Here is a 20930-nt window from a genome sequence, read left to right on the forward strand (position 1 = left end):
TCAATTTTCAAACGTAAAACAATGAAAAAGTCAGTCCTTTTATTATTTCTAATTGCAATTAGTAGCACTTCTTTTGCACAAGAATTGCCATTTAAAAAGGTGAAACTATCAGATTCAATAGCGCTTGAAAACCAAATGCAGCAATTAGCCGCAATCTGTGATACTCAAAATTTATCAGAATTAGACCTGTTTAAGTTCCAGTTAATAAGAGGTGAATATGAAGACGCATTAGCTTCAATAAAAAAAAGAGTAGCAGAAACACCAATAGATCAAAGGCAGTATTTAGATGTATACATCCATTATGTAGAGGCAAAGCTATCTACGAACTTCAAAGACGCGTTTAAAAAATCTTACAACAAATACGTAAAGAATTCTGATGACATACAAGTTCTTAATTTAGATAAAGCCTTGATAGTTAGAGATCCTACAGATTATTATGTTGACAATTTTTATAATACATATAATACTATTAAATCAGAAAAAATAACACAGGCAACAGCTACGGATTTAGTAAAAAAATATTTTTTAAGCACTGTATTTTCATCAACTAGAGCTATTTATTTTGATGAAATTAAACAAGACCATAATCGTAGGTATATAATAAATGATAGTATTGTAATCCCTATGAAAGATGGTGCCGAAGTTTCCATAGTATTAATACAGCGAAAAGGACATGCAACAGCTAAAAAATCTGCCATATTAGTGTCTTCTGTTTACGCAGGAACTAATGAAGTTGGTGCGATGTTATCAGCATCTAAAGGCTATATAGGCGTGATTGCCAATACAAGAGGAAAGAGATTGAGTAATAGCGACATAAAACCACTTGAATATGAACATACTGATGTGTATGAAGTCATTGATTGGATTAGTAAACAATCTTGGTCTAATCAAAAAGTAGCCATGTTTGGAGGTAGTTACAATGGTTTTACACAATGGGCTTCTATGAAACACAACGTGCATCCTGCATTAAAAACCATTGTTCCTATGGTTGCTATTGCACCAGGTATTGATTACCCAATGGAAAATAATGTCCTACACAATTATTCGTATTCCTGGAATTTTTATGTAACCAATAACAAGTTTTTAGATTTTGAAGCTTCAAATGATTTTAAGCGTTGGAATTCTTTAAAAAACACCTGGTACAAAACAGGAGTAGCGTTTAACAAATTAGATAGTTTAGATGGTCGGGTAAATACATTATGGAATAGGTATATGCAACATCCTAGTTATGACGACTTCTGGAAAAAAATGATACCATACCAACAAGAATTTGCAAAAATTGACATTCCTGTTTTAACCATTACAGGGTATTATGATGACTCACAAAGAGGAGCCATATATTATTACAATGAACATCATAAATATGCAAAAAATCCAAATCATTATTTGTTAGTTGGGCCCTATGATCATTGGGCTGCACAAACGAAACCAGAAGAAAGTCTAAGAAATTACAAATTAGATAAAGCTGCTTTGATAAACATCGAAGAAGAACTAATTTACCAATGGTTTGATTACATTTTGAACGGAAAAGCAAAACCGAGTATTTTAAAAGATAAAGTCAACTTCCAAGTCATGGGTACCAATACATGGATGCATAAACCAAGTTTAAATGCCATGACCAATGATACCTTAACCTTTCATTTAAGCGCTGATAAAATCAACGATTTTTATGCCTTAAAATCAAAACCAACTAATTCAGAGATTCAAATGTCTGTTGATTTTAAAGATCGAAAAAATATGACCAACACAGACTATTATCCTTGGCCTTTAGAAAAGGAGAATATCAATTTAAAAGATGGATTGATTTTTAAATCTGAAGTACTAAAGAATGATGTTATTATTAACGGTTCTTTCTTGGGAAACCTTGAATTTAGTATCAATAAAAAAGATGTCGATTATTCTGTGATCGTATACCAATTAACACCAGAAGATAAATACTTTCATTTAAGCTATTATATTGGCAGAGCGAGTTATGCTAAAGATAGAGAACACAGAAATTTATTGACACCGAATCGAAAGACGCAAATATCTTTCGACAATTCAAAACTAATCAGTAAAAAATTAGAAAAAGGGAGTCGCATTGTAGTGGTGGTTAATGTCAATAAAAACAATAATGCTCAAATTAATTATGGTACTGGAAAGGATGTTAATAAAGAAAGTATTAAAGATGCTGAAATTCCATTAGAGATAATTTTTACAGGAAACAGCAGTATTTCTTTGCCAATTTGGAACTGATTTCAATAACTGTTAGAATCTCATCTCTTAAGTAAAATAAAGTTTAAATGTGCCTTTATTTAAAGGAATAAGCGCAGATGTCATAAAGATGTCATAAGCTTGGCGCAAGTGCCAGTAAGGTTTGTATTTAATTTTGTCCCATGAACATTAAAAACAAATCAATGAATAATTTTTTTACAACACTCACTTTTCTTTTCATTACATATTTTAGCGTTAGTCAGAGCTATGAATCAAAAATAGATTCCATAGTTGCTATAAGTTACAATCAAAACGAACCTGGTATTTCAATTCTGGTAGCAAAAGAAGGAGCATCTATTTATAGTAAATCTTTTGGAAAAGCTAATTTAGAATTAAATACACCTTTACAAAAGAGTAGTGTATTTCAGATTGGTTCAATTACAAAACAATTTACCGCAGTTTCAATTTTAATGCTAGCAGAGCAAGGCAAACTGAATATTGAGGATAATATTGGAAAATACATTCCTGAATATGTCGAGATTGGAAAAGATATTACCATTCACAATCTATTGAATCATACTTCGGGAATAAAAAACAGAACACCTGTTGGTGACAAGGGTTTTATTTCTAAAACTAATATGTCACCTACAGAACTTATTGCATATTTTAAAGATGAACCTTTGGAGTTTAAACCAGGAGAGCGTTTTAAATACAGCAATGCCGGCTATACCACAGAGGATCTTTTAAAATGGCAAAACGCATTACTTTCAAACACACTTTTAAAAGCTTCTAGTATAAAACAAGCTATGACACCAACCTCATTAAACAGTGGGAAAAGAGTACCTTATGGATATGGTTTTCGATTTTCGAAATTGGGGAATTCTCCTGTAATTGCCCACACAGGAAGTACGAAGGGGTTTACCAGTATTGCGCTGTTTTTACCTAAAGAGAAACTGTATATAACTGCATTAACCAACTGTAATTGTAAGAATGTAAATAACGTGGCGAAACAAGTTGCTGAATTATTTGTAAGTATACCAGATGATAAAATAACAGAGGCTAAGCATAATCAACCTGAGAGAAAATCAATTAATGTACCTTCTGAAATATTAAGTGACTATACAGGTACTTATGAGGTTAAACCAAATGTAAACCTTACTATAGGATTGGATAACACAAATCAATTATACTTATTAGCTCCAGGTCAAACTAAAAAGGTTGAATTATTTGCTGAAACTCAAAATCATTTTTTTGTAAAAATTGTAGATGCAGAAATCACGTTTAATAAAAATGAAGCGAATAATGTTATTAGCTTAACGATGAATCAATCTGGTCGTAAAATTATCGCAAAAAAGAATTAGGATGAAAAACAAGGAAAAAACAGCTTTACAGCAAGCCATTTATTATGCTAAAGCACCCATCATAATTGCATTAATTTTAACTCCAGTTAGATATGGTTTAGAATTATTGGGATTGCCTGAAAATGCTATTTTTATTATCGGGCTACTTTGGCTTACCTTAGGGATTGCTATATATCTAGGTATTAAATTAGGTAATCAAAAACAAGCTTACAAGATTCTTTTATTAAGCTTACTTATTTACTCACCTATTTCAAGGATTCCTGTTGCGATACTTTGGTGGGTAGATACAAAATGGGAAATAGGTACACATTATGGATTATATTTTGATAATTTTGGACAAGCGCTATTAAATCATGTGATTTATGGGTCGTTAGTTCAATTGGTTCCTGGATTTTTATTAGGAATAGTAACCATAACAATAATGAGGTACAGAAAAACTTTAACTAAAAACAAACCTTTAGAAAATGGATAATAACTATTTAGCTTTAAGAGTAAAAGAATTGAGAAACCAGAAAGGGATGTCACAAGAATTTCTAGCAGAAGAATCTGGTTTAAGTTTACGAACTATTCAACGCATCGAAAAAGGGGAATCAAACCCTACAGGTGAGTCATTGAAGCGATTAGCCAATGCCTTAAATGTAAGTCCAGATGAGTTGATAGATTGGTCCGTAAAAGAAGATAAAAAGTATTTAACGTATCTCAATCTCTCTGCACTGTTATTTCTGGTCTTTCCATTGCTAGGGGTTTTAATTCCATTTATACTTTGGACATCAAAAAAAGGTAAGATAAAAAATAGTAATAAGTTGGGTAAAGATTTAATCAATTTCGAAATCACGTGGACCATTCTGTTATTTTTTATCCCAATAGTATTGTTCACCATATCAAAAATTGGACTCACAGACCAAATAACGTTAAGTACATTTTTTATGGTTATTGGCTTTTTGTATGTCGCCAATTTAATTTTAATATTGATCAACACACTGAGAATAAACAATGAAAAAGAGGTGATATATAGTCCTCGATTTAAGTTTTTAAAATAAAAGGCAATGAATATCATCGTTAATCATTTACAGCCATATAGTATCAACTCAAAAAATATAAAACTATGAAATACAAATGTCCGAAGTGTGATAATACCACTTATGAAATTGGAGAAATGAAAGCCACAGGTGGTACGTTGTCGAAAATATTTGTTACCAAACATATAAAGTAAACTATGAGAACTTTTACATTTGTGATTTTATGTATTCTTCTTTTTGGAGCACAAACGACGTTCGGACAGAATAAAACGGATATTATAATTGGAAGTCAGTTCATTATTAAATCTAGTATTTTAAATGAAGAAAGAACTTGTTTAATAAGTATTCCTGATTCATATAATGATTCAACTGAAGTGGCGAAAAAATATCCAATTATCATATTATTGGATGGATATACTCATTTTAAAACAGCATCTGGAATAGTACATTTTATGAGTTCCAATAGAAACCGAAACAATTTAATTCCAGAAAGTATTATTATAGCCATAAAAAATGTTGACCGTGAACGAGATTTTACCGTTACAAAAATTAAGACATTAAATTAATTACTTCCATGCCATTTTGCCCAATCTTGCAGGTTTCCAAATAAAACGTTTTTTCCATTAGAGCCGTTGGTAAGGATAATAATACCTGATTTTGATTCAAAATCGAGCATAAAACCAGATTGCCATCCTTCATTAGAACCACCATGACCAGATAATGTAAAATCCCCAAAACGATTCATAATCATATAACCCATTCCGTAATTCCCTTTGGATAGTTCGGTAGGTTTTATCAAAAGAGCAATGCTTTCTTCTGACAAAACAGGATTTTTTGAAAATGATGCTTTTGCAAAAAGAATAAGATCATCTATTGTTGTATGCAAACCTGCTGCTGCTTGCGCATTAAAAAGGCGTAATGGGATTTCATTTCCTTCTTCATCATAGGCCTTTGCAGAATTTTTTAAAACCTTTTTACTAATATTAAAACTTGTTTGTTTCATTTTTAAAGGCTTAAAAATATGTTCTTTCATGTAATCCGCAAAAGATTTCCCACTAACGTCTTCAATAACTAATTGCAATATAGAATAACCACCACCTGAATATTTCCATTTGCTTTCTGGTTCCATAACGAGTTCTACTTTCTCATCTAGATTAGTAGTTCCGGATAACGATGCATCAATTGAAGTTAATTCATCTTTAGTTTCATAACCGTTGTAACCATGAACAGACAAACCTGCAGTATGTTGCAATAGATTCCTGATAGTTACTTTATCTGAATCAAATTCACTAGATGGTAATTTCCAATTCAAAAGATATTTTGAAGCTGGAGCATCTAAATTAAGTTTTTGGTCTTCTACCAATTTCATAATTCCCCAAGCTGTAAACATTTTTGATATAGAACCAATATTAAAGCCTGTTTTACTATTTACAATCTCGTTTTCTGATACATCAGAAAACCCATATTCTTTTTTAATAATAACGTCGCCATTTTTAATAATAGCCAATGCCAATCCAGGTACTTTATTGTCTTGCAATGCCTTTGGTGTAGTTTCATTTAAAGTTTTTAATAGTTCTTTCTCAGAACTCGTTTGAGCATTTACAAATAAGGTTGATAATGCGATTGTAATAATTGTAATTAAAGTTTTCATATGTATTTAGTTTTAAATTCGATGTAAACCTAGAGCTGAATATTCGTTAATTAGAACTATTTTGATGAAGCTAGCGTATCAAATGGCAATCAACTCATTATGATATTTAAAGTACCTTTATCATTAAATTTGATACGTTTACAATATGAAAAGAGACGTTTATAAAATAAAAGCTGTAACCTTGAATATGCAATATAGATTTGTGTCAAAATCATAAATAAATTAAAATCATGACACATAAAAAACTTTATAAAGCAGCAGCAGTTCTATCTGTAATCATTATTATTTTGATGCTAATCTTAAGAAACGCTCAAAGCGAAATATTCGCAGTGCTTTCAAGTTCATTGGGTTTAGTAGTCTTTTACACCCTTTTGAATTATCTCTTTCAAACTGAAAAAATAAAATTTGGGACTTCTAACCTTCGATTAAAATATCTCTTTTTAGGAATAAGTATTCCGCTTTTAATATTTGCTATTGATGCTACTACAGATTTAGATGGAGGCTTTCTAAAGAATAGCGTAAGAATTCTTTTAGCAATTGCAGTTGCTTATTTAATTTTCTATTGGACCCACGAATACCGAAAAAGTATTCAAAAACTTAAAAAGGATAAATTAGAAGCCGAATTGATGCTATTAAAAAATCAAATAAATCCTCATTTTTTCTTTAACACACTTAACAATTTGTATGCCTTAATAAAAAAGGATGCTGATGCAGCTCAAGACTATGTCCTAAAATTATCAGATTTAATGCGATTCACTATTTACGATAGCGGAAAGGAAAACGTGCAGTTAAAAGATGAAATAGATTATTTAATAAATTTTATTGATTTACAAACTGCCAGATACCATAAAGACATTGATGTGAATTTTGAAAAATCAATTAAAAATCCAGAAACAAAAGTGGCACCTTTGTTATTCATTATTTTGCTAGAAAATGCTTTTAAACATGGCATTGAAAAAGCAACAGATAATGCATTTGTTCATTTACAACTTATTGAAGATGAAAATAAAATAAGTTTCACAGTTAAAAACAATTATGATGCTGAAGAATCATCAGAAGACAAAGGTATTGGGCTCAAAAATTTAAAAGATCGCTTAAATTTATTATATCCAAACACACATCAATTGTATAATAAAATTGAAGAAAACACCTATTCAACAACATTAGATATATATAAGAAATGATAAAATATATAATTGTAGACGACGAAACTGCCTCTCATGATAATATTAAAGATTATGCGAGTAATTTGTCTTATCTATCATTCCAAAAAAGTTGTTATAATGCTTTTGAAGCCCTAGACTATTTAAATAAGCATTCTATTGATCTAATTTTTTTAGATATAAATATGCCAAAGCTTTCTGGTTTAGAGTTTTTAAAAACACTTTCTAATCCGCCAAAAATTATCATTACTACAGCCTACAAGGAATTTGCCTTAGAAGGTTATGAATTGAATATTGACGATTATTTATTAAAACCATTTAATTTCAGTCGTTTTGTAAAATCTGTTAGTAAAGTTTCCGATGCATTATCAATTAAAGCCAGCCCAATACAAAATACGGAAACCATAGAAGACACTAAGATTTTTATAAAGGAAGATAAAAAATACTACCAGATAAAGTTAAAGGACATTCTGTTTTTAGAAGCCTATGGAAACTATGTAAAAATTAATATGGTTGATAAAGTGATTGTTTCTCATCAAACGCTAACATCCTTTACACATAATTTACCAGAGACACAATTTATAAGGATTCACAAATCTTTTATTATCTCAATAGATAAAATAGAATTAATTGAAGGTAATAGAATACATCTAAGGAATCACAAAATTCCAATAGGGAAAATGTATAAGCTTAATGTAAATCGATTAATAAAATAAAATCAATTTTGACATTAACCTGTAATAATTCTTAATTTAAGACACTAAACAATAAAAACAACACTATTGAGTAGCGATTTTTATAAATCATCCATTTTACCATTTGCAGGAATAATTATCAAATTATGTCGAGCGTATACTAACTCGCAAGAAGATTTTGAAGATTATTACCAAGAAGTGTGTTTACAAATTTGGAGAAGTAAAGACAATTTCCGTGAAGAATCGCAATGGAGTACTTGGGTATATCGTATTTCATTAAACGTTTGTTTAACCTTACTCAAGAAAAAGAAAAATAATGTTCAGCATTTTGTGTCTGATTCTATAACTGCCGAAGAAACCGAGGACAATTACGCGTTTTCAGACGAATCTCTAAATTTATTATATGATGCCATTAGAAAACTATCGGAAATAGATAGAGCCGTTATCATGCTTTATTTGGAAGAAAAATCGCAAAAGGAAATTGCTGAAATTATAGGAACGAACCCAAATAATATTGGTGTACGTGTTAAAAGAATTAAAACTAGATTAAAAAAATTATTAGATGGAAAAATCAATTGAAAACATCTGGAAAGAAGGTTTTCTCAAGAGTGACGCACTAGTAGCCCCAAAAATAAACAATCTTTACAACCAAAAATCAATTCATATCATTGATAAATTTAAAAGAATGTTTAAAATAAATTTGATTGCCATTGTGGCATTCTCGTTTGCTTTTTTAGTCGTCGCTTTCATTATAGGAATTCCAATAACAGGTATCATATTTTTTGTTACGCTTTCAGTTCTTGTTGTTATTAATAAGAGGTTATTAAACGATTTAGAGAAAATCGATATAGGTATTAGTAGTTATCAATACTTAAAAGCATTTAACCAATGGATAAACAAACAGGTATCTATCAATAAAAGGTTTTCAAGATTTTTGTACCCAATTATATTCATGTCATTGGTTTTAGGCTTTTGGTTTAAAGATGCCGAAGGCATGCCTTTGGGAGAAAGACTTGTTGGTGAAATACTTGTTGGTTTTCCAGACACCTATTTAATATTTGGAATCCCACTCATAGGCATTGTTATCGTGGCAGTCATTTTGGTTTTGCTGTTCCTTGTTGGAGGTCGAATTTATAAATGGGATTTAAACATCGTTTATGGAAGACTATTCAAGAAACTAGAAGAACTAATGACAGACATAGAAAGTTTAAGAAGTTAAACACCTGATATTAAAGTGTTTTTTCTGTAGTTTTTTAAAATAAATAAATTTTAGGTGTAATATTTTTTGATTTGGGCCACTAACCAAGAAAACAGTAAAAATTATGACACTATTAAATGCAATTAACTTTTTTGAAAGTTTAAAAACGGAATCCTCTAAAAAATCTGAAATCAAGGTTTATACGCAATTTATTGATATTCTAAAAAAATTAGAAAATAGAGCATTCACCAATGCTGACATTCAATCTATAGAAATAGAACTGGATAGCTTAAAACTCAACTCAAATCCAGACAACAGAAAAAAATTCTTTAAAAACGCACTGCGTAAATTTGAGACTTACTTAAAGGACACCTTTTCTTTGACTTCTCAAGGCTACTATACAAACCTTAGTATAACTTTAGGAATGTTATTCGGAGTTATAGCTGGAATTCTAATAGGTGAGCGTTTTGAAAGGTCATTAGGGATATCCGTTGGCATTTCTATGGGACTATTTATTGGCGTAATAATAGGTCGCCTTAAGGATGCTCAAGCTAAAGAAGCTGGAAACGTGCTCTAATAAATCTAACTAAATCTCTCTTCAAATAGCTTCAATTACTAAATCAGTAATACTATTTTTTAATACCACAAGGCTAACGAAAATTTGGCCTAAACATCATCAATCAAAATTTAACGAACATGAAAACATTAACAATTATCATACTTATAAATTTACTCGCCATTACTAATGCACGTTCTCAAGATATTTCAGGACATTGGAACGGAACAACCAAAAGAGGCGATAAAGAAATCACTTTTGTTTTTAAAATAAAACAAGAAAACGCTACGTATGCAACGACTATGGATATTCCTACGTTTAGAATTGCTGGCATCAAACCATCAGCGACAACTTTTACAAATGGAAAGCTAATAATTGATGGCTCTAATGTTGGAATGAACTATACGGGAGTTTTTAATACTGAAGCACAACAATTTGAAGGCACTTATAAGGAAGGTGGCATAGAAATGGTTCTAAACTTAAAAAAAGGAACCATAAAAATAGAAGATTCTAGACGGCCACAAGAACCGGTAAAACCCTATCCTTATTATGAAGAAGAAGTCGTTTTTAAAAATAATGAAGCCAACATATCATTAGCAGGTACTTTAACCTTACCCAATACAAAAGGAAAATTTCCAGTAGTTATTTTAATTAGTGGAAGTGGTCCACAAGACAGAGATGAAAGTTTTATGGGGCACAAACCGTTTTTAGTGTTGTCAGATTATTTAACAAGACAAGGCATTGGCGTATTGCGTTTTGATGATCGTGGAGTTGGAGAATCTACAGGAAATTTTGGTAAAGCAACCACAGAAGATTTTTCAAAAGACGTTTTAAGTGCCATCGCATACTTAAAAACTAGAAACGATGTAGATATTAAAAATATAGGTTTGATGGGGCATAGTGAAGGTGGTATTATTGCACCTCTAGCGGCTAACAACTCTAAAGATGTTGCTTTTATGGTGTTATTGGCTTCTACCGGAATTTCAGGAACAGAACTATCTGTAATGCAATCTAAAACATTGAGAGAATTTCCTGTTAAAGATGAAGTAGCCTATGAAAAAAACACCAGAAAAGCGATTGCCATTGTAACCTCTAATAAGAGTAAAACAGAAATTAAAAACGAATTAACAACTCATTATAATGCGTTTTTAAGACCCATTTTAAAATCATTAAACGTACCAGAAAAGAATATCAATGCATTTATAGAAAGCCAACTTAAAACAAGTTTACAACCTTGGTCACGCTATTTTTTACAATACAATCCTGCTGATGAAATTGAAAAATTACAAATCCCAGTGTTGTCATTAAATGGCAGTAAAGACACGCAAGTAAATGCAAAAATTAATCAAAATGCTATAAGACAAGCACTAATCAAAGGCCAGAATAAAGATTATAAAATAGTAGAATTGGAAAACTTAAACCACTTCTTTCAAGAGTGTGAAACTGGAAAGATGGATGAATATAGAAAAATAGAACAAACATTTTCCCCAATAGCATTGAACGAAATAAAAAATTGGGTAATAGAACATCTGAAATAAGATATAAAATACTTGTAGTAACCTCTTGAATAATTCATTGCTGTACTTATCTATTCATGAAAATCCGTTAGGATTTTCATGAATAGATTATATATTGACATGGCAAAAGTAAATTACTTCAATAATTGATTAATATTTGCCTTATAGAGCTTACCAATAGGCACCATATAATCGCCAATAAAAATCCTATTTCCTTTTATACTAACGATGTGCTTTTTTGCAACCGCAAATGATTTATGAACCTGTATAAAATCATTATCAAAAAGCAGTTCAATGGTGTCCGAAATTTTTTCGCGAATACTTATAGTAGTAGTACTTGTAACAACTTTGGTATAATTGCCTGAAGCTTCAATAAATAATATGGAATCTATATCTACCTGAATATAACTATTATTTTGCTTTAAAAAAATTTGCTTTCCTTCAGGTTTTATAGTCTCTTTATGGTCTTTACCAATTGGACTAGTGCTAGGAGAGGGCACTTTATTCACAGCACTCAAAAAGCGTTCAAAACTAAAGGGTTTTAATAAGTAATCGACAACGTTTAATTCGTAGCCTTCAATCGCGAATTCACTATAGGCTGTCGTTACAATAACGTTTGGTGGTGATGAAAGCGTTTTTAAAAATTGAAATCCTTTTAATTTAGGCATGTTCAAATCTAAAAAAATAAGATCTATATCATGTTTGCTTAAGTAGTCAATAGCTTCTATAGCATCATAACAATTGGCTTTGAATTCTAAATTGGGAAGCAGATCACAATAGCCTTTTATAATATCGTGTGCAATATGCTCGTCGTCTATAATGATATATGTAATCATAAGCCTTTAATATTCAATGTAGCGTTATAGGTAGTTTCTGTTTTGGAAATTGTTAAGGTATGATTTTTTGGATATACCAATTCTAATCGCCGTTTTAAGTTTTTTAAACCTATTCCTGTTTCAGGATGATCTTGTACTTCTTCAAAATTATTTTCTATTGCAAAGGTCACTTCATTATTATGTGCTACCAAATTGACATGAACATACGCATTTTCTCTTAAATTTTCAACACCATGCTTAAAGGCATTTTCTAAAAGAATAATAAACAGAAGCGGCATGATCTCATAATCAGTAGGGTTTGTATCAATGTTGAATTGTATATCAATTGCTTTATGATAACGCATTTTATGAAGCTCAATATAATTCTCGAGATAGGTGATTTCTTCAGACAATAAAACCTTGTCTTTTTCGCCATCATAAATACTATAACGCATCATATCAGAAAGTTTAAGAATGAGCTGTTGAGCTTTCTTTGAATCTTTATCTACTAAACCATATAAGTTATTAAGCATGTTAAAAAAGAAATGTGGATTAACCTGACTTTTTAAGTGCATCAATTCTGTTTTTGCTTTTTCGTTCTTTAATCTTATAAGTGCTTTGATTTGTTTAAATAGCCAGTGTGCAATGGTGATAAATACAAGGATAAAGTACAACGCAATAAATTCTACAAACCCTTCTAATTTACCAAAAGTATCATTAAAAATGACGAGGATAAGACCAATAAGTATGAGCGCTATGTTATAAAAACGCTTTATAATTCTCTTTTTGCTGTCTGATATATTCAACTTCATAACTCAATATTACTTAAATAAAACACCTCAAGCAAATTAGTTGATAAACAGTATCTCATCAGTGACAAACCATCGCAAAGCGGTGTTAAGACGCTTTTATAACAGAGAATAATCTGTTTATCACTCAAACTTATACGTGTGTCACAAACATTTTATACAAACCAAAATCACATATATGTTTGCGTCAATCAATCAAAAAACGAACAATTATGGATCTCATTATCAATAATCTATCTAAAACCTATGCTAATGGTGTTAAGGCATTGCAAAACATTTCATTAGAAATCCCAACAGGTATGTTTGGCTTATTGGGTCCAAATGGTGCAGGTAAATCTACTTTAATGCGAACCATTGCAACATTACAAGAAGCAGACTCAGGACATATATCACTTGGAGACATCGATGTATTAAAACAAAAAAATGAGCTGAGACAAGTTTTAGGATACTTGCCACAACAGTTTGGCTTGTATCCTAAAATTTCTGCCGAAGTATTACTCAATCATTTTGCGGTTCTCAAAGGAATTACGAATAAAGGGGAACGTAAAGACCTGGTAGAGGCATTATTGCACAAAACGAATTTGTACGACGTTAAAAAACAAAATCTTAAAGGCTATTCTGGCGGAATGAAGCAACGCTTTGGTATTGCACAAGCCTTACTTAATAATCCGAAACTATTGATTGTAGATGAACCAACTGCTGGATTAGATCCTGTAGAACGTAACCGGTTTTATAACGTGTTAAGTGAACTGGGAGAGCAGACGGTGGTCATTTTATCTACACATATTGTTGACGATGTTAAAGAACTCTGCACAAATATGGCAATCATTAATCAAGGACAGGTTTGCTTAAAGGGTAAGCCACTGCAAATACTAGAAAACCTAAAAGATAGAGTCTATAAAAAAACAATTGAAAAGTCAGAATTAAAAGCATACAAACAAAATTATAACGTCATTAGTGAAAAGTTATTCCTAGGAAAACCAACCATTCACATCTTAAGTGATGCCAATCCTGGAGATGGCTTTTCACTTATTAATGCCCAATTAGAAGATGTGTATTTCGCTGAAATATTCAATACTACGAACGCTAAATCTATATAATTATGTGGTACACTATTTTTAAGTTCGAATTACAATATCGTAGTAAACGTGCAGACACGTATGTGTTCTTCCTTTTTTTATTTCTATTCTCAATTGTAGGCGTAGATTTTATTTTTCAAGGGTCTGAAATGGGGCTCATGAAAAAAAACTCACCTATAGTCATTGCTAAAACAATGGGAGCAATCACAGGATTATTCATGATTTTAGCATCCATGATTATGGGAGTTTCAGTGTTAAGAGATTTTGAATACAACATAGAATCGCTGATGTTTACAACGCCAATACACAAAAAAGACTATCTATTAGGTCGCTTTTTAGGAGCCTTTACAGTGTTACTATTTGCATTTACCGGAATTTTAATTGGGATGATGTTGGGCGAATTTATGCCATGGCACAATCCGGAAGATCTAATGGCATTTAATGCAATGCTTTATATAAAGACCTTTCTACTAATAACCTTGCCTATCTTATTTTTTGGGGCATCACTATTTTTTGTCACTGGTGCTTTAAGTAGAAACCTGGTGGTTGTCTATACACAAGGTATTATTGTCTTTGTCATTTTTATGCTAACCAAAGCCATTTCTAATGAGTTTTGGCAAGCCATAATAGATCCATTTTCTCTAACAACAACTACTTTTATTACAAAATCCTGGTCTGCTTTAGAAAAGAGTACACAAGACCTTCCGTTGTTTGGTCCATTGCTATATAACAAATTATTTTGGGCTGCTCTCGGTGTCATTGCATTGATTTATGGCTATAAAAAATTCAATTTTAATGTGGTTAAAGAAAAGCGTTCTAAAAAAACAAAGTCACAATTAGTCACTCATAAAACCGCTACAGACGCTAGTGATATTATAATACCCAAGGCTAACAAACACTATGGTTTACTGTCAAAATGGAATCAATTAAAACAATTTACCTGGTTTTATTTTACAGGCATTTTTAAACAAGCATCATTTTGGGGCATTGTGATTTGTGGTATGATTATTATCCTGATTAATTCAGTTAACCTTGGGACTGTTTATGGCGTAGATAGCTATCCAGCAACCTATTTTATAGTAGAAGAGCTTAAAGAAACATCCATGTATTTCTTTATCATCCTGTTAGTGTTTTATTCTGGAGAATTGGTATGGAAAGAACGAAGTGCCAAACTAGATCTTATCTACGACGCCACACCAATGTCTAATTTTATAAAGCTATTGGGCAAGTATATGGGATTAAACTTAATTTATGTCGTATTAATGTTGGCTTTAATGGGTTCAGGGATTATATTTCAAACCTTAAGGGGTTACTATAATTATGAATTTCAGGTGTATGTGTCTGGCTTCTTTCTAGAAATTTTACCGTTTTTAGCCTTATACACATGCATAGCCTTTTTTATTCAATCTGTTGTAAATCATAAGTTCTTAGGCATTATGTTGGTCATCGTATGCTTTATTGCCAATATCGCTTTAGGATTATTTGGGTACAATCACGATTTGTATTTCTTTGGAGGAAGTGCTCTAGGAGCCTATTCAGATATGAATGGTTATGGGCACTTTTTAAAACCTTATCTCATTATTAAATCGTATTGGTTGCTTTTCGGAATGCTGCTACTAATTATGAGTGCTTTAGTCAACGTAAGAGGTACTGAAACTAATTTGTTAAAGCGTCTTAAAGCGAGCAAATACAGAGTAAGCAAACCGCTTTTTAAACTAACAGTTATGGTCTGTTTATTATTTATAACCATCGGAAGTTTTATCTTTTACAACACCAATGTTCTAAACACTTACTGGACAAATTCTGAAGCTACAGATTTTAGAATAGCTTATGAAAAAGCACTTAAACCATTTGAATACATACCACAACCTAAAATAGTAGATGTCAACTTACAAGTTGAACTCTATCCTGAAACTAGAGATTATACCGTAGAAGGGTATTACATTTTAAAAAACAACACTAAAGAAGACATCACATCCATTCACATTCAAAAGCTTCTCGAAGAGAATGTAACATTAGATGCTATTGCTTTTGAAGGTGGATTTACAACCAATTCTAAATATAAAAAGTTTGAGTATTCCATTTTTAATCTTAACACCGCTTTACAACCTGGAGATGTGGTAAAAATGCATTTTAAACAAAGCTTTACCACAAGAGGCTTTGAATCGGGAAACTCTAATGTAAACATCAATTATAATGGCACATTTTTTAATAATTCAGATTTGCCAACCATTGGTTATAATAAAAAATATGAACTGAATGATGCTGATGAACGTAAAGATTACGGTTTGCCTGTAAGAATTCAAACGGCAAACAGAGCGGATCTAAATGAGCTTAAAAATGCAAGAAACGGAAGTGATTCTGATGGGATAAATTTTGAAATGATTATAGGAACTTCAAATAATCAAACAGCGCTAGCCCCTGGGAGTTTATTGAGAAAATGGACAGCTAATAATCGTAATTACTTTCATTATAAAATGAAAAAACCAATGATTAATTTTTATGCCATTGTTTCCGCCGAATATGAAACACAAAAAGAACAATGGAAAATATGTTACGATTCTGTAGCAAAACCAGTAGATCTTGAAATTTATTATCATAAAACACACCAGTATAACATAGACCGAATGATGATGGCTATGAAAGCCTCATTAACCTATTTCAGTACTAATTTTAGTCCTTATCAATACGAGCAATTACGTATTATGGAGTTTCCGCGTTATGCAAAATTTGCACAATCATTTCCAGGAACCATTCCATTTTCTGAAGCTATTGGTTTTGTATTAGATATCGATGATGAAAAAGATGTTGACATGGCATTTTACGTCACAGCTCACGAAATTGCACACCAATGGTTTGGCATGCAGGTAGAAGCCGCAAATGTTAAAGGACGACTAACCATTTTAGAAACCTTATCGCAATACGCAGCCATGATGGTCTTAAAACAACACTATTCCGAAGAAAAAGTATTACAGTTTATAGAAACGCAAAAAGAGGAGTATAAAAAAGGAAAAGATAAAGAAGATGCCACAGAACCATCTTTAGCTTTGGTAGAAAATCAGGACTATATCTATTATGCCAAAGGAGCCATTAATATGTATGAGTTTCAAAAAGCAATAGGAGAGGAGCAAGTAAATAAAGCATTACAACGTTTTATCGAAGACTGGAATACCACAAACGGTAAATTAAAAATGAATACAGATAGATATGCAACAACACAAGATTTATTAAGGTATTTTAAAGAAGTTACACCAAAAAATCTACAGCATATTATTGTCAATCTTTTTGAATCAGTTAAGCCTATAACCTTGTAACAACCTCCAAAGTCTTAAATATAAATAGTAAAAAATCTAATCCCAATATGCCAAGTCTAACCATCTAACCATCTAACCATCTAACCATCTAAAAATCTAGATATGCAAGAACCAAAATACCCAGCCGTCAGGTCGAGTGTTTGTTAATTCAAAGTGCAACGACGAATTAAGAAATGTATCGAAAACCAAATAAACAGCATTTTTAAATTGCAATGTTAAAAGTATTAATGAAATTAGTATTACCAATAAAAACCTGTCATTCCTGCGAAAGCAGGAATCCACTATATCAAATTGACATCTAATTATAAAATAGAGTAGTCGGTTACGGCATTATAAAAACGACTAACAGTCTAACAATCTAACAGTCTAACAATCTAGATATGCAAGAACCAAAATACCCAGCCGTCAGGTCGAGTGTTTGTTAATTCAAAGTGCAACGACGAATTAAGAAATGTATCAAGAACGAAATAAACAGCATTTTTAAATTGCAATGTTAAAAAGTATTAATGAAAATAGTATTACCAATGAAAACCTGTCATTCCTGCGAAAGCAGGAATCCACTATATCAAATTGACATCTAATTATAAAATAGAGTAGTCGGTTACGGCATTATAAAAACGACTAACAGTCTAACAGTCTAACAGTCTAACAGTCTAACAGTCTAACAATCTAGATATTCAAGAACTTAAATACCCAGCCGTCAGGTCGAGTGTTTGTTAATTCAAAGTACAACGACGAATTAAGAAATGTATCGAAAACCAAATAAACAGCATTTTTAAATTGCAATGTTAAAAGCATTAATGAAAATAGTATTACCAATGAAAACCTGTCATTCCTGCGAAAGCAGGAATCCACTATATCAAATTGACATCTAATTATAAAATAGAGTAGTCGGTTGTGTAAAAAAACGAGTAGCTGTTAAATTACCTAATCTCGAAAACAAAACATAACAAGCTCTTACAATATCAATACTTTCTTTTTTTTCATTTTTGGTTAGAAATAATAACGATGCAAAACGCTGAGCTCTTACTTTATGATTTATATCAGTACTACTTGCCAATATAGAACAAATCCATATTGCTTTTTTTAATTTAGAATAATCAAAATCTATATTTGTATTTTCAGTATAAGAAAAATGATTACTGTTTAGAAATTTTAAATTTAGAATTGAAAACATTTCTAATAGCACAGGATGATTAAAAGACTGGTTAGTTAAATTTCTATTTTCCGACATATCTTATAAAAGTTTATCATCCATTGCACCTCTAAATTTAGAGACGTCATCTACAGGAATGAGAAAGAAATCTAAAAAGGAATGCTCTAGTTTTTGTTCTATAACATGTTTATTGACTAAATCAAAAACCTCCTGCTTTCGTTTTAATCTATTAGTTAGTTCAATAGAAATCATTTCATTAAACTCTTCATAAGTTTTCGCTTTTTTCTGTATGTTTTTAATGAAAGATCTCTCGTACATTAAGATAATTGGATGAACAAGAAGCTGTTCTTTATAATCTTCAGAAGTTGGGTCTAATCTCTCATAAAGATCGTCTATATCATCAACATTGTATTTATGTATATGTTCACGAGCAATAAGAAGTTCGTGGTCTATATTATGCGCTCTTTCAGAATTATTATGATATCTATTAATTGATTCTAATGCATCAACTATAGCCCCAGACATGCTCTGCATAATCTTTGATTCACCAAATAATATTGCTTTATTTTCATTATAGTTACCAAGAAATACACCATCACTCCCTTTTATTTCATCATTAACGTTAGTCAAGTGCTTTATTTTATGAGCAACCATTTTACATTCTAAAACCCCTTCTACCAAAGCAAATAACATCAATTCACCATACTTTCCCCCAATATAGTCTTCTCCTTTCTTTTTGAAAAAAATACGGCTTTGATTAAAGATATCAATCCAAGTTTCATTTTTAACTCGTTCTTTTTCCTTAACGATTATTTCTATCAATTCATGTTCATCTAGTTCTGCATTTGATTTACGAATAGCTTTCTCATTGCGTCTCAACTGTCTTTCAATATCATCTTCAATTTCCTTTATGCTGTACACATAATGAGGAATTATTCTAGTTAAAAAATTACTTAATGAAATAAAATCCATTTGAGTGGATGAAGGTTTCACAGTATAAACCCTCATACTCACTTTATCTCCAATTTTTTCAGTAAGATGAGAGATTAACTCCTTCTCCATCCAACTTTTATCAATCTTGAATAAATCTTTATTTATCATACACTTTATAAGTAAAAACTATAACTCAATTTGTTCTTTTTCATAACAAAAACTTCAAGAAAAACAATAGCTGTTAACCTGAAACCTGAAACCAAAAACTAAAAAAATAATTATTAATTAAGGGAGTGTTTAAATATAGTAAAATTTGTAAGAATTAGATTTGAGGAAAACCGTAAAAGTTTGAAAATTATCAACTTCTAACAATTTCATATATATTAATTATACATGTTCATTGTTTAAAAGGTTCTAGATACATCCCGACGAAAAAGTCGTGACACTCGAACTGACGGTTGGGTTTTTAGGTTCTTAAATATCTAGACTGTTAGACTATTAGATGGTTAGATATTTAGATTTTAAAGTGTTAGTCGTGTTTATAATGCCGTAACCGACTACTTTATTTTAGAATTAGATGTCAGTCTAGTATTGTGGATTCCTGTCTTCGCAGGAATGACAGGTTTTTATTGGTAATACCATTTTCATTAATACTTTTAACATTGCAATTTAAAAATGCTGTTTATTTGGTTTTCGATACATTTCTTAATGCTTCGTTGCACTACTCATTAAGAACCACTTGAACTGAGGTCATTGAAAACAAGTTGAAATATCTAAATAATCAGAGTAATTTTACATGTGTAGTTGAGAGGTTTATCATAATATCTTTTCAGAAAAATGACGTAATTAGTCTGTAATGTTTGTCGGTCTTTAGAAAACGACTACCTTTATTATTCCCTTATACTTTGTACCATGACCAACCCTATTACCTCCATAAACGTTGTTAATTTAGATGGTGTTCCTGTAGATTTGATGCAAGCCTATAAACACAAGATTCTGTTGCTAATTATTTATAATAATGATTGTTTAGGCTGCACAGGACGCGCTATTCCCTTGGCCTATGAGTTTCAACAGACCTATCCAAACATACAAGTTGTAGGGATTCATGCTGATTTTCCGGGTAGAATAGGAACCAAAGCTAATATTAAAAGTATTTTTACTAGTGGCGACATTCCGTTTCCTATTTATATAGATAAAAACCACCATGTATTTGATCAATTTCAATCTGAAGGGACACCACAATGGATTTTAATTTCTGAAAATGGTGTGCTATATCGTTCAATTTTTGGTTCTCAAGCCAATGCTAAAAACCGTTTGTTCTATGCATTAGAAAGTCTTGTAGAAAAATGATACTGAATAGTATCGCTTTATCCAAAATAATATGAGGCCAGGCTAAACATTTAAACCCAGTTATTACTCATTAAGAAACACTCGAACTGACGGTTGAGTATTTAAGTTCTTGAATATCTAA

Annotated in this window: 20 protein-coding genes; 15 read left to right on the forward strand and 5 right to left on the reverse strand. The window is 31.2% G+C overall.

Annotated features, from left to right (window positions below; all coding sequences use genetic code 11):
- Nucleotides 1-21: 21 nt before the first annotated feature.
- The 6 genes from KO504_RS07180 to KO504_RS07205 all read left to right on the forward strand — a co-directional run bounded on the left by KO504_RS07180 (nucleotide 22) and on the right by KO504_RS07205 (nucleotide 5139).
- Nucleotides 22-2235: a CocE/NonD family hydrolase gene (locus KO504_RS07180; protein WP_215925653.1), complete on the forward strand. Its 2214-nt coding sequence runs from the start codon at nucleotides 22-24 to the stop codon at nucleotides 2233-2235.
- 161 nt (nucleotides 2236-2396) lie between these two features.
- Nucleotides 2397-3554, forward strand: coding sequence for a serine hydrolase (locus KO504_RS07185; protein WP_215925654.1), 1158 nt, complete (start codon nucleotides 2397-2399; stop codon nucleotides 3552-3554).
- A 1-nt stretch (nucleotide 3555) separates the two neighbouring features.
- A complete protein-coding gene (locus KO504_RS07190) occupies nucleotides 3556-4026 on the forward strand; it encodes a hypothetical protein (protein ID WP_215925655.1) in 471 nt (156 codons plus the stop codon).
- Nucleotides 4019-4594, forward strand: coding sequence for a helix-turn-helix domain-containing protein (locus KO504_RS07195; protein ID WP_186844072.1), 576 nt, complete (start codon nucleotides 4019-4021; stop codon nucleotides 4592-4594). Before KO504_RS07190 ends, KO504_RS07195 begins: the two co-directional genes overlap by 8 nt.
- 65 nt (nucleotides 4595-4659) lie before the next feature.
- Nucleotides 4660-4767, forward strand: coding sequence for a zinc ribbon domain-containing protein (locus tag KO504_RS07200; RefSeq protein ID WP_215925656.1), 108 nt, complete (start codon nucleotides 4660-4662; stop codon nucleotides 4765-4767).
- Nucleotides 4768-4770: 3 nt separating this feature from the next.
- Nucleotides 4771-5139, forward strand: coding sequence for an alpha/beta hydrolase-fold protein (locus KO504_RS07205; protein ID WP_215925657.1), 369 nt, complete (start codon nucleotides 4771-4773; stop codon nucleotides 5137-5139).
- Here KO504_RS07205 and KO504_RS07210 read toward each other — a convergent pair.
- Nucleotides 5136-6224 carry a serine hydrolase domain-containing protein gene (locus KO504_RS07210; RefSeq protein ID WP_100818301.1) on the reverse strand — a complete coding sequence of 363 codons (1089 nt, stop codon included), beginning with the start codon at nucleotides 6222-6224 and terminating at the stop codon, nucleotides 5136-5138. The two genes, KO504_RS07205 and KO504_RS07210, sit on opposite strands and share 4 nt — an antisense overlap.
- A gap of 230 nt (nucleotides 6225-6454) precedes the next feature.
- Between KO504_RS07210 and KO504_RS07215 the strand changes: the two genes are divergently transcribed.
- The 6 genes from KO504_RS07215 (at nucleotide 6455) to KO504_RS07240 (ending at nucleotide 11374) form a co-directional block, all read left to right on the forward strand.
- A complete protein-coding gene (locus KO504_RS07215; protein ID WP_252723639.1) occupies nucleotides 6455-7408 on the forward strand; it encodes a sensor histidine kinase in 954 nt (317 codons plus the stop codon).
- Nucleotides 7405-8103, forward strand: a complete 699-nt coding sequence (locus KO504_RS07220) for a LytR/AlgR family response regulator transcription factor (RefSeq protein ID WP_044633815.1) — start codon at nucleotides 7405-7407, stop codon at nucleotides 8101-8103. The genes KO504_RS07215 and KO504_RS07220 overlap by 4 nt, the downstream gene beginning before the upstream one ends.
- 66 nt (nucleotides 8104-8169) lie before the next feature.
- Complete coding sequence (locus tag KO504_RS07225; RefSeq protein WP_215925658.1) at nucleotides 8170-8661, forward strand: RNA polymerase sigma factor; 492 nt, start codon at nucleotides 8170-8172, stop codon at nucleotides 8659-8661.
- The gene (locus KO504_RS07230) at nucleotides 8645-9301 is read left to right on the forward strand and encodes a hypothetical protein (RefSeq protein ID WP_215925659.1); all 657 of its coding nucleotides are present in this window, start codon (nucleotides 8645-8647) and stop codon (nucleotides 9299-9301) included. The genes KO504_RS07225 and KO504_RS07230 overlap by 17 nt, the downstream gene beginning before the upstream one ends.
- Nucleotides 9302-9404: 103 nt before the next feature.
- Entirely contained in the window at nucleotides 9405-9857 is a 453-nt protein-coding gene (locus tag KO504_RS07235) for a hypothetical protein (protein WP_215925660.1), read from the forward strand.
- 119 nt (nucleotides 9858-9976) lie between these two features.
- Nucleotides 9977-11374 (forward strand): alpha/beta hydrolase family protein, encoded by a 1398-nt coding sequence (locus KO504_RS07240; protein ID WP_215925661.1) that lies wholly within the window; start codon nucleotides 9977-9979, stop codon nucleotides 11372-11374.
- 113 nt (nucleotides 11375-11487) lie between these two features.
- Here the strand turns inward: KO504_RS07240 and KO504_RS07245 are convergent, their stop codons facing one another.
- Nucleotides 11488-12189, reverse strand: coding sequence for a LytR/AlgR family response regulator transcription factor (locus tag KO504_RS07245; RefSeq protein WP_215925662.1), 702 nt, complete (start codon nucleotides 12187-12189; stop codon nucleotides 11488-11490).
- Nucleotides 12186-12980: a sensor histidine kinase gene (locus KO504_RS07250; protein ID WP_215925663.1), complete on the reverse strand. Its 795-nt coding sequence runs from the start codon at nucleotides 12978-12980 to the stop codon at nucleotides 12186-12188. The genes KO504_RS07245 and KO504_RS07250 overlap by 4 nt, the downstream gene beginning before the upstream one ends.
- 209 nt (nucleotides 12981-13189) lie before the next feature.
- Between KO504_RS07250 and KO504_RS07255 the strand changes: the two genes are divergently transcribed.
- Complete coding sequence (locus tag KO504_RS07255; protein ID WP_215925664.1) at nucleotides 13190-14077, forward strand: ABC transporter ATP-binding protein; 888 nt, start codon at nucleotides 13190-13192, stop codon at nucleotides 14075-14077.
- Nucleotides 14078-14079: 2 nt separating this feature from the next.
- Nucleotides 14080-17370, forward strand: coding sequence for an ABC transporter permease/M1 family aminopeptidase (locus tag KO504_RS07260; RefSeq protein ID WP_215925665.1), 3291 nt, complete (start codon nucleotides 14080-14082; stop codon nucleotides 17368-17370).
- A gap of 871 nt (nucleotides 17371-18241) precedes the next feature.
- On the opposite strand, the gene KO504_RS07265 is transcribed toward KO504_RS07260, so the two are convergent.
- The gene (locus KO504_RS07265; RefSeq protein ID WP_215925666.1) at nucleotides 18242-18604 is read right to left on the reverse strand and encodes a hypothetical protein; all 363 of its coding nucleotides are present in this window, start codon (nucleotides 18602-18604) and stop codon (nucleotides 18242-18244) included.
- A 3-nt stretch (nucleotides 18605-18607) separates the two neighbouring features.
- Nucleotides 18608-19627 (reverse strand): Hachiman antiphage defense system protein HamA, encoded by a 1020-nt coding sequence (locus KO504_RS07270; protein WP_215925667.1) that lies wholly within the window; start codon nucleotides 19625-19627, stop codon nucleotides 18608-18610.
- A 744-nt stretch (nucleotides 19628-20371) separates the two neighbouring features.
- Here KO504_RS07270 and KO504_RS07275 point away from each other — a divergent pair.
- Nucleotides 20372-20809: a TlpA family protein disulfide reductase gene (locus tag KO504_RS07275; RefSeq protein ID WP_215925668.1), complete on the forward strand. Its 438-nt coding sequence runs from the start codon at nucleotides 20372-20374 to the stop codon at nucleotides 20807-20809.
- Nucleotides 20810-20930 lie beyond the last annotated feature (121 nt).

The organism is Winogradskyella psychrotolerans, from assembly GCF_018860565.1.
GTDB classification, from domain to species: domain Bacteria; phylum Bacteroidota; class Bacteroidia; order Flavobacteriales; family Flavobacteriaceae; genus Winogradskyella; species Winogradskyella damuponensis.

Coding starts and splice junctions, on each gene's coding strand:
- KO504_RS07265 (WP_215925666.1), bottom strand. CDS start 18,604: ATGTCGGAAAATAGAAATTTAACTAACCAGTCTTTTAATCATCCTGTG.
- KO504_RS07220 (WP_044633815.1), top strand. CDS start 7,405: ATGATAAAATATATAATTGTAGACGACGAAACTGCCTCTCATGATAAT.
- KO504_RS07210 (WP_100818301.1), bottom strand. CDS start 6,224: ATGAAAACTTTAATTACAATTATTACAATCGCATTATCAACCTTATTT.
- KO504_RS07195 (WP_186844072.1), top strand. CDS start 4,019: ATGGATAATAACTATTTAGCTTTAAGAGTAAAAGAATTGAGAAACCAG.
- KO504_RS07240 (WP_215925661.1), top strand. CDS start 9,977: ATGAAAACATTAACAATTATCATACTTATAAATTTACTCGCCATTACT.
- KO504_RS07230 (WP_215925659.1), top strand. CDS start 8,645: ATGGAAAAATCAATTGAAAACATCTGGAAAGAAGGTTTTCTCAAGAGT.
- KO504_RS07190 (WP_215925655.1), top strand. CDS start 3,556: ATGAAAAACAAGGAAAAAACAGCTTTACAGCAAGCCATTTATTATGCT.
- KO504_RS07255 (WP_215925664.1), top strand. CDS start 13,190: ATGGATCTCATTATCAATAATCTATCTAAAACCTATGCTAATGGTGTT.
- KO504_RS07185 (WP_215925654.1), top strand. CDS start 2,397: ATGAATAATTTTTTTACAACACTCACTTTTCTTTTCATTACATATTTT.
- KO504_RS07245 (WP_215925662.1), bottom strand. CDS start 12,189: ATGATTACATATATCATTATAGACGACGAGCATATTGCACACGATATT.
- KO504_RS07275 (WP_215925668.1), top strand. CDS start 20,372: ATGACCAACCCTATTACCTCCATAAACGTTGTTAATTTAGATGGTGTT.
- KO504_RS07180 (WP_215925653.1), top strand. CDS start 22: ATGAAAAAGTCAGTCCTTTTATTATTTCTAATTGCAATTAGTAGCACT.
- KO504_RS07205 (WP_215925657.1), top strand. CDS start 4,771: ATGAGAACTTTTACATTTGTGATTTTATGTATTCTTCTTTTTGGAGCA.
- KO504_RS07215 (WP_252723639.1), top strand. CDS start 6,455: ATGACACATAAAAAACTTTATAAAGCAGCAGCAGTTCTATCTGTAATC.
- KO504_RS07250 (WP_215925663.1), bottom strand. CDS start 12,980: ATGAAGTTGAATATATCAGACAGCAAAAAGAGAATTATAAAGCGTTTT.
- KO504_RS07270 (WP_215925667.1), bottom strand. CDS start 19,627: ATGATAAATAAAGATTTATTCAAGATTGATAAAAGTTGGATGGAGAAG.
- KO504_RS07200 (WP_215925656.1), top strand. CDS start 4,660: ATGAAATACAAATGTCCGAAGTGTGATAATACCACTTATGAAATTGGA.
- KO504_RS07260 (WP_215925665.1), top strand. CDS start 14,080: ATGTGGTACACTATTTTTAAGTTCGAATTACAATATCGTAGTAAACGT.
- KO504_RS07235 (WP_215925660.1), top strand. CDS start 9,405: ATGACACTATTAAATGCAATTAACTTTTTTGAAAGTTTAAAAACGGAA.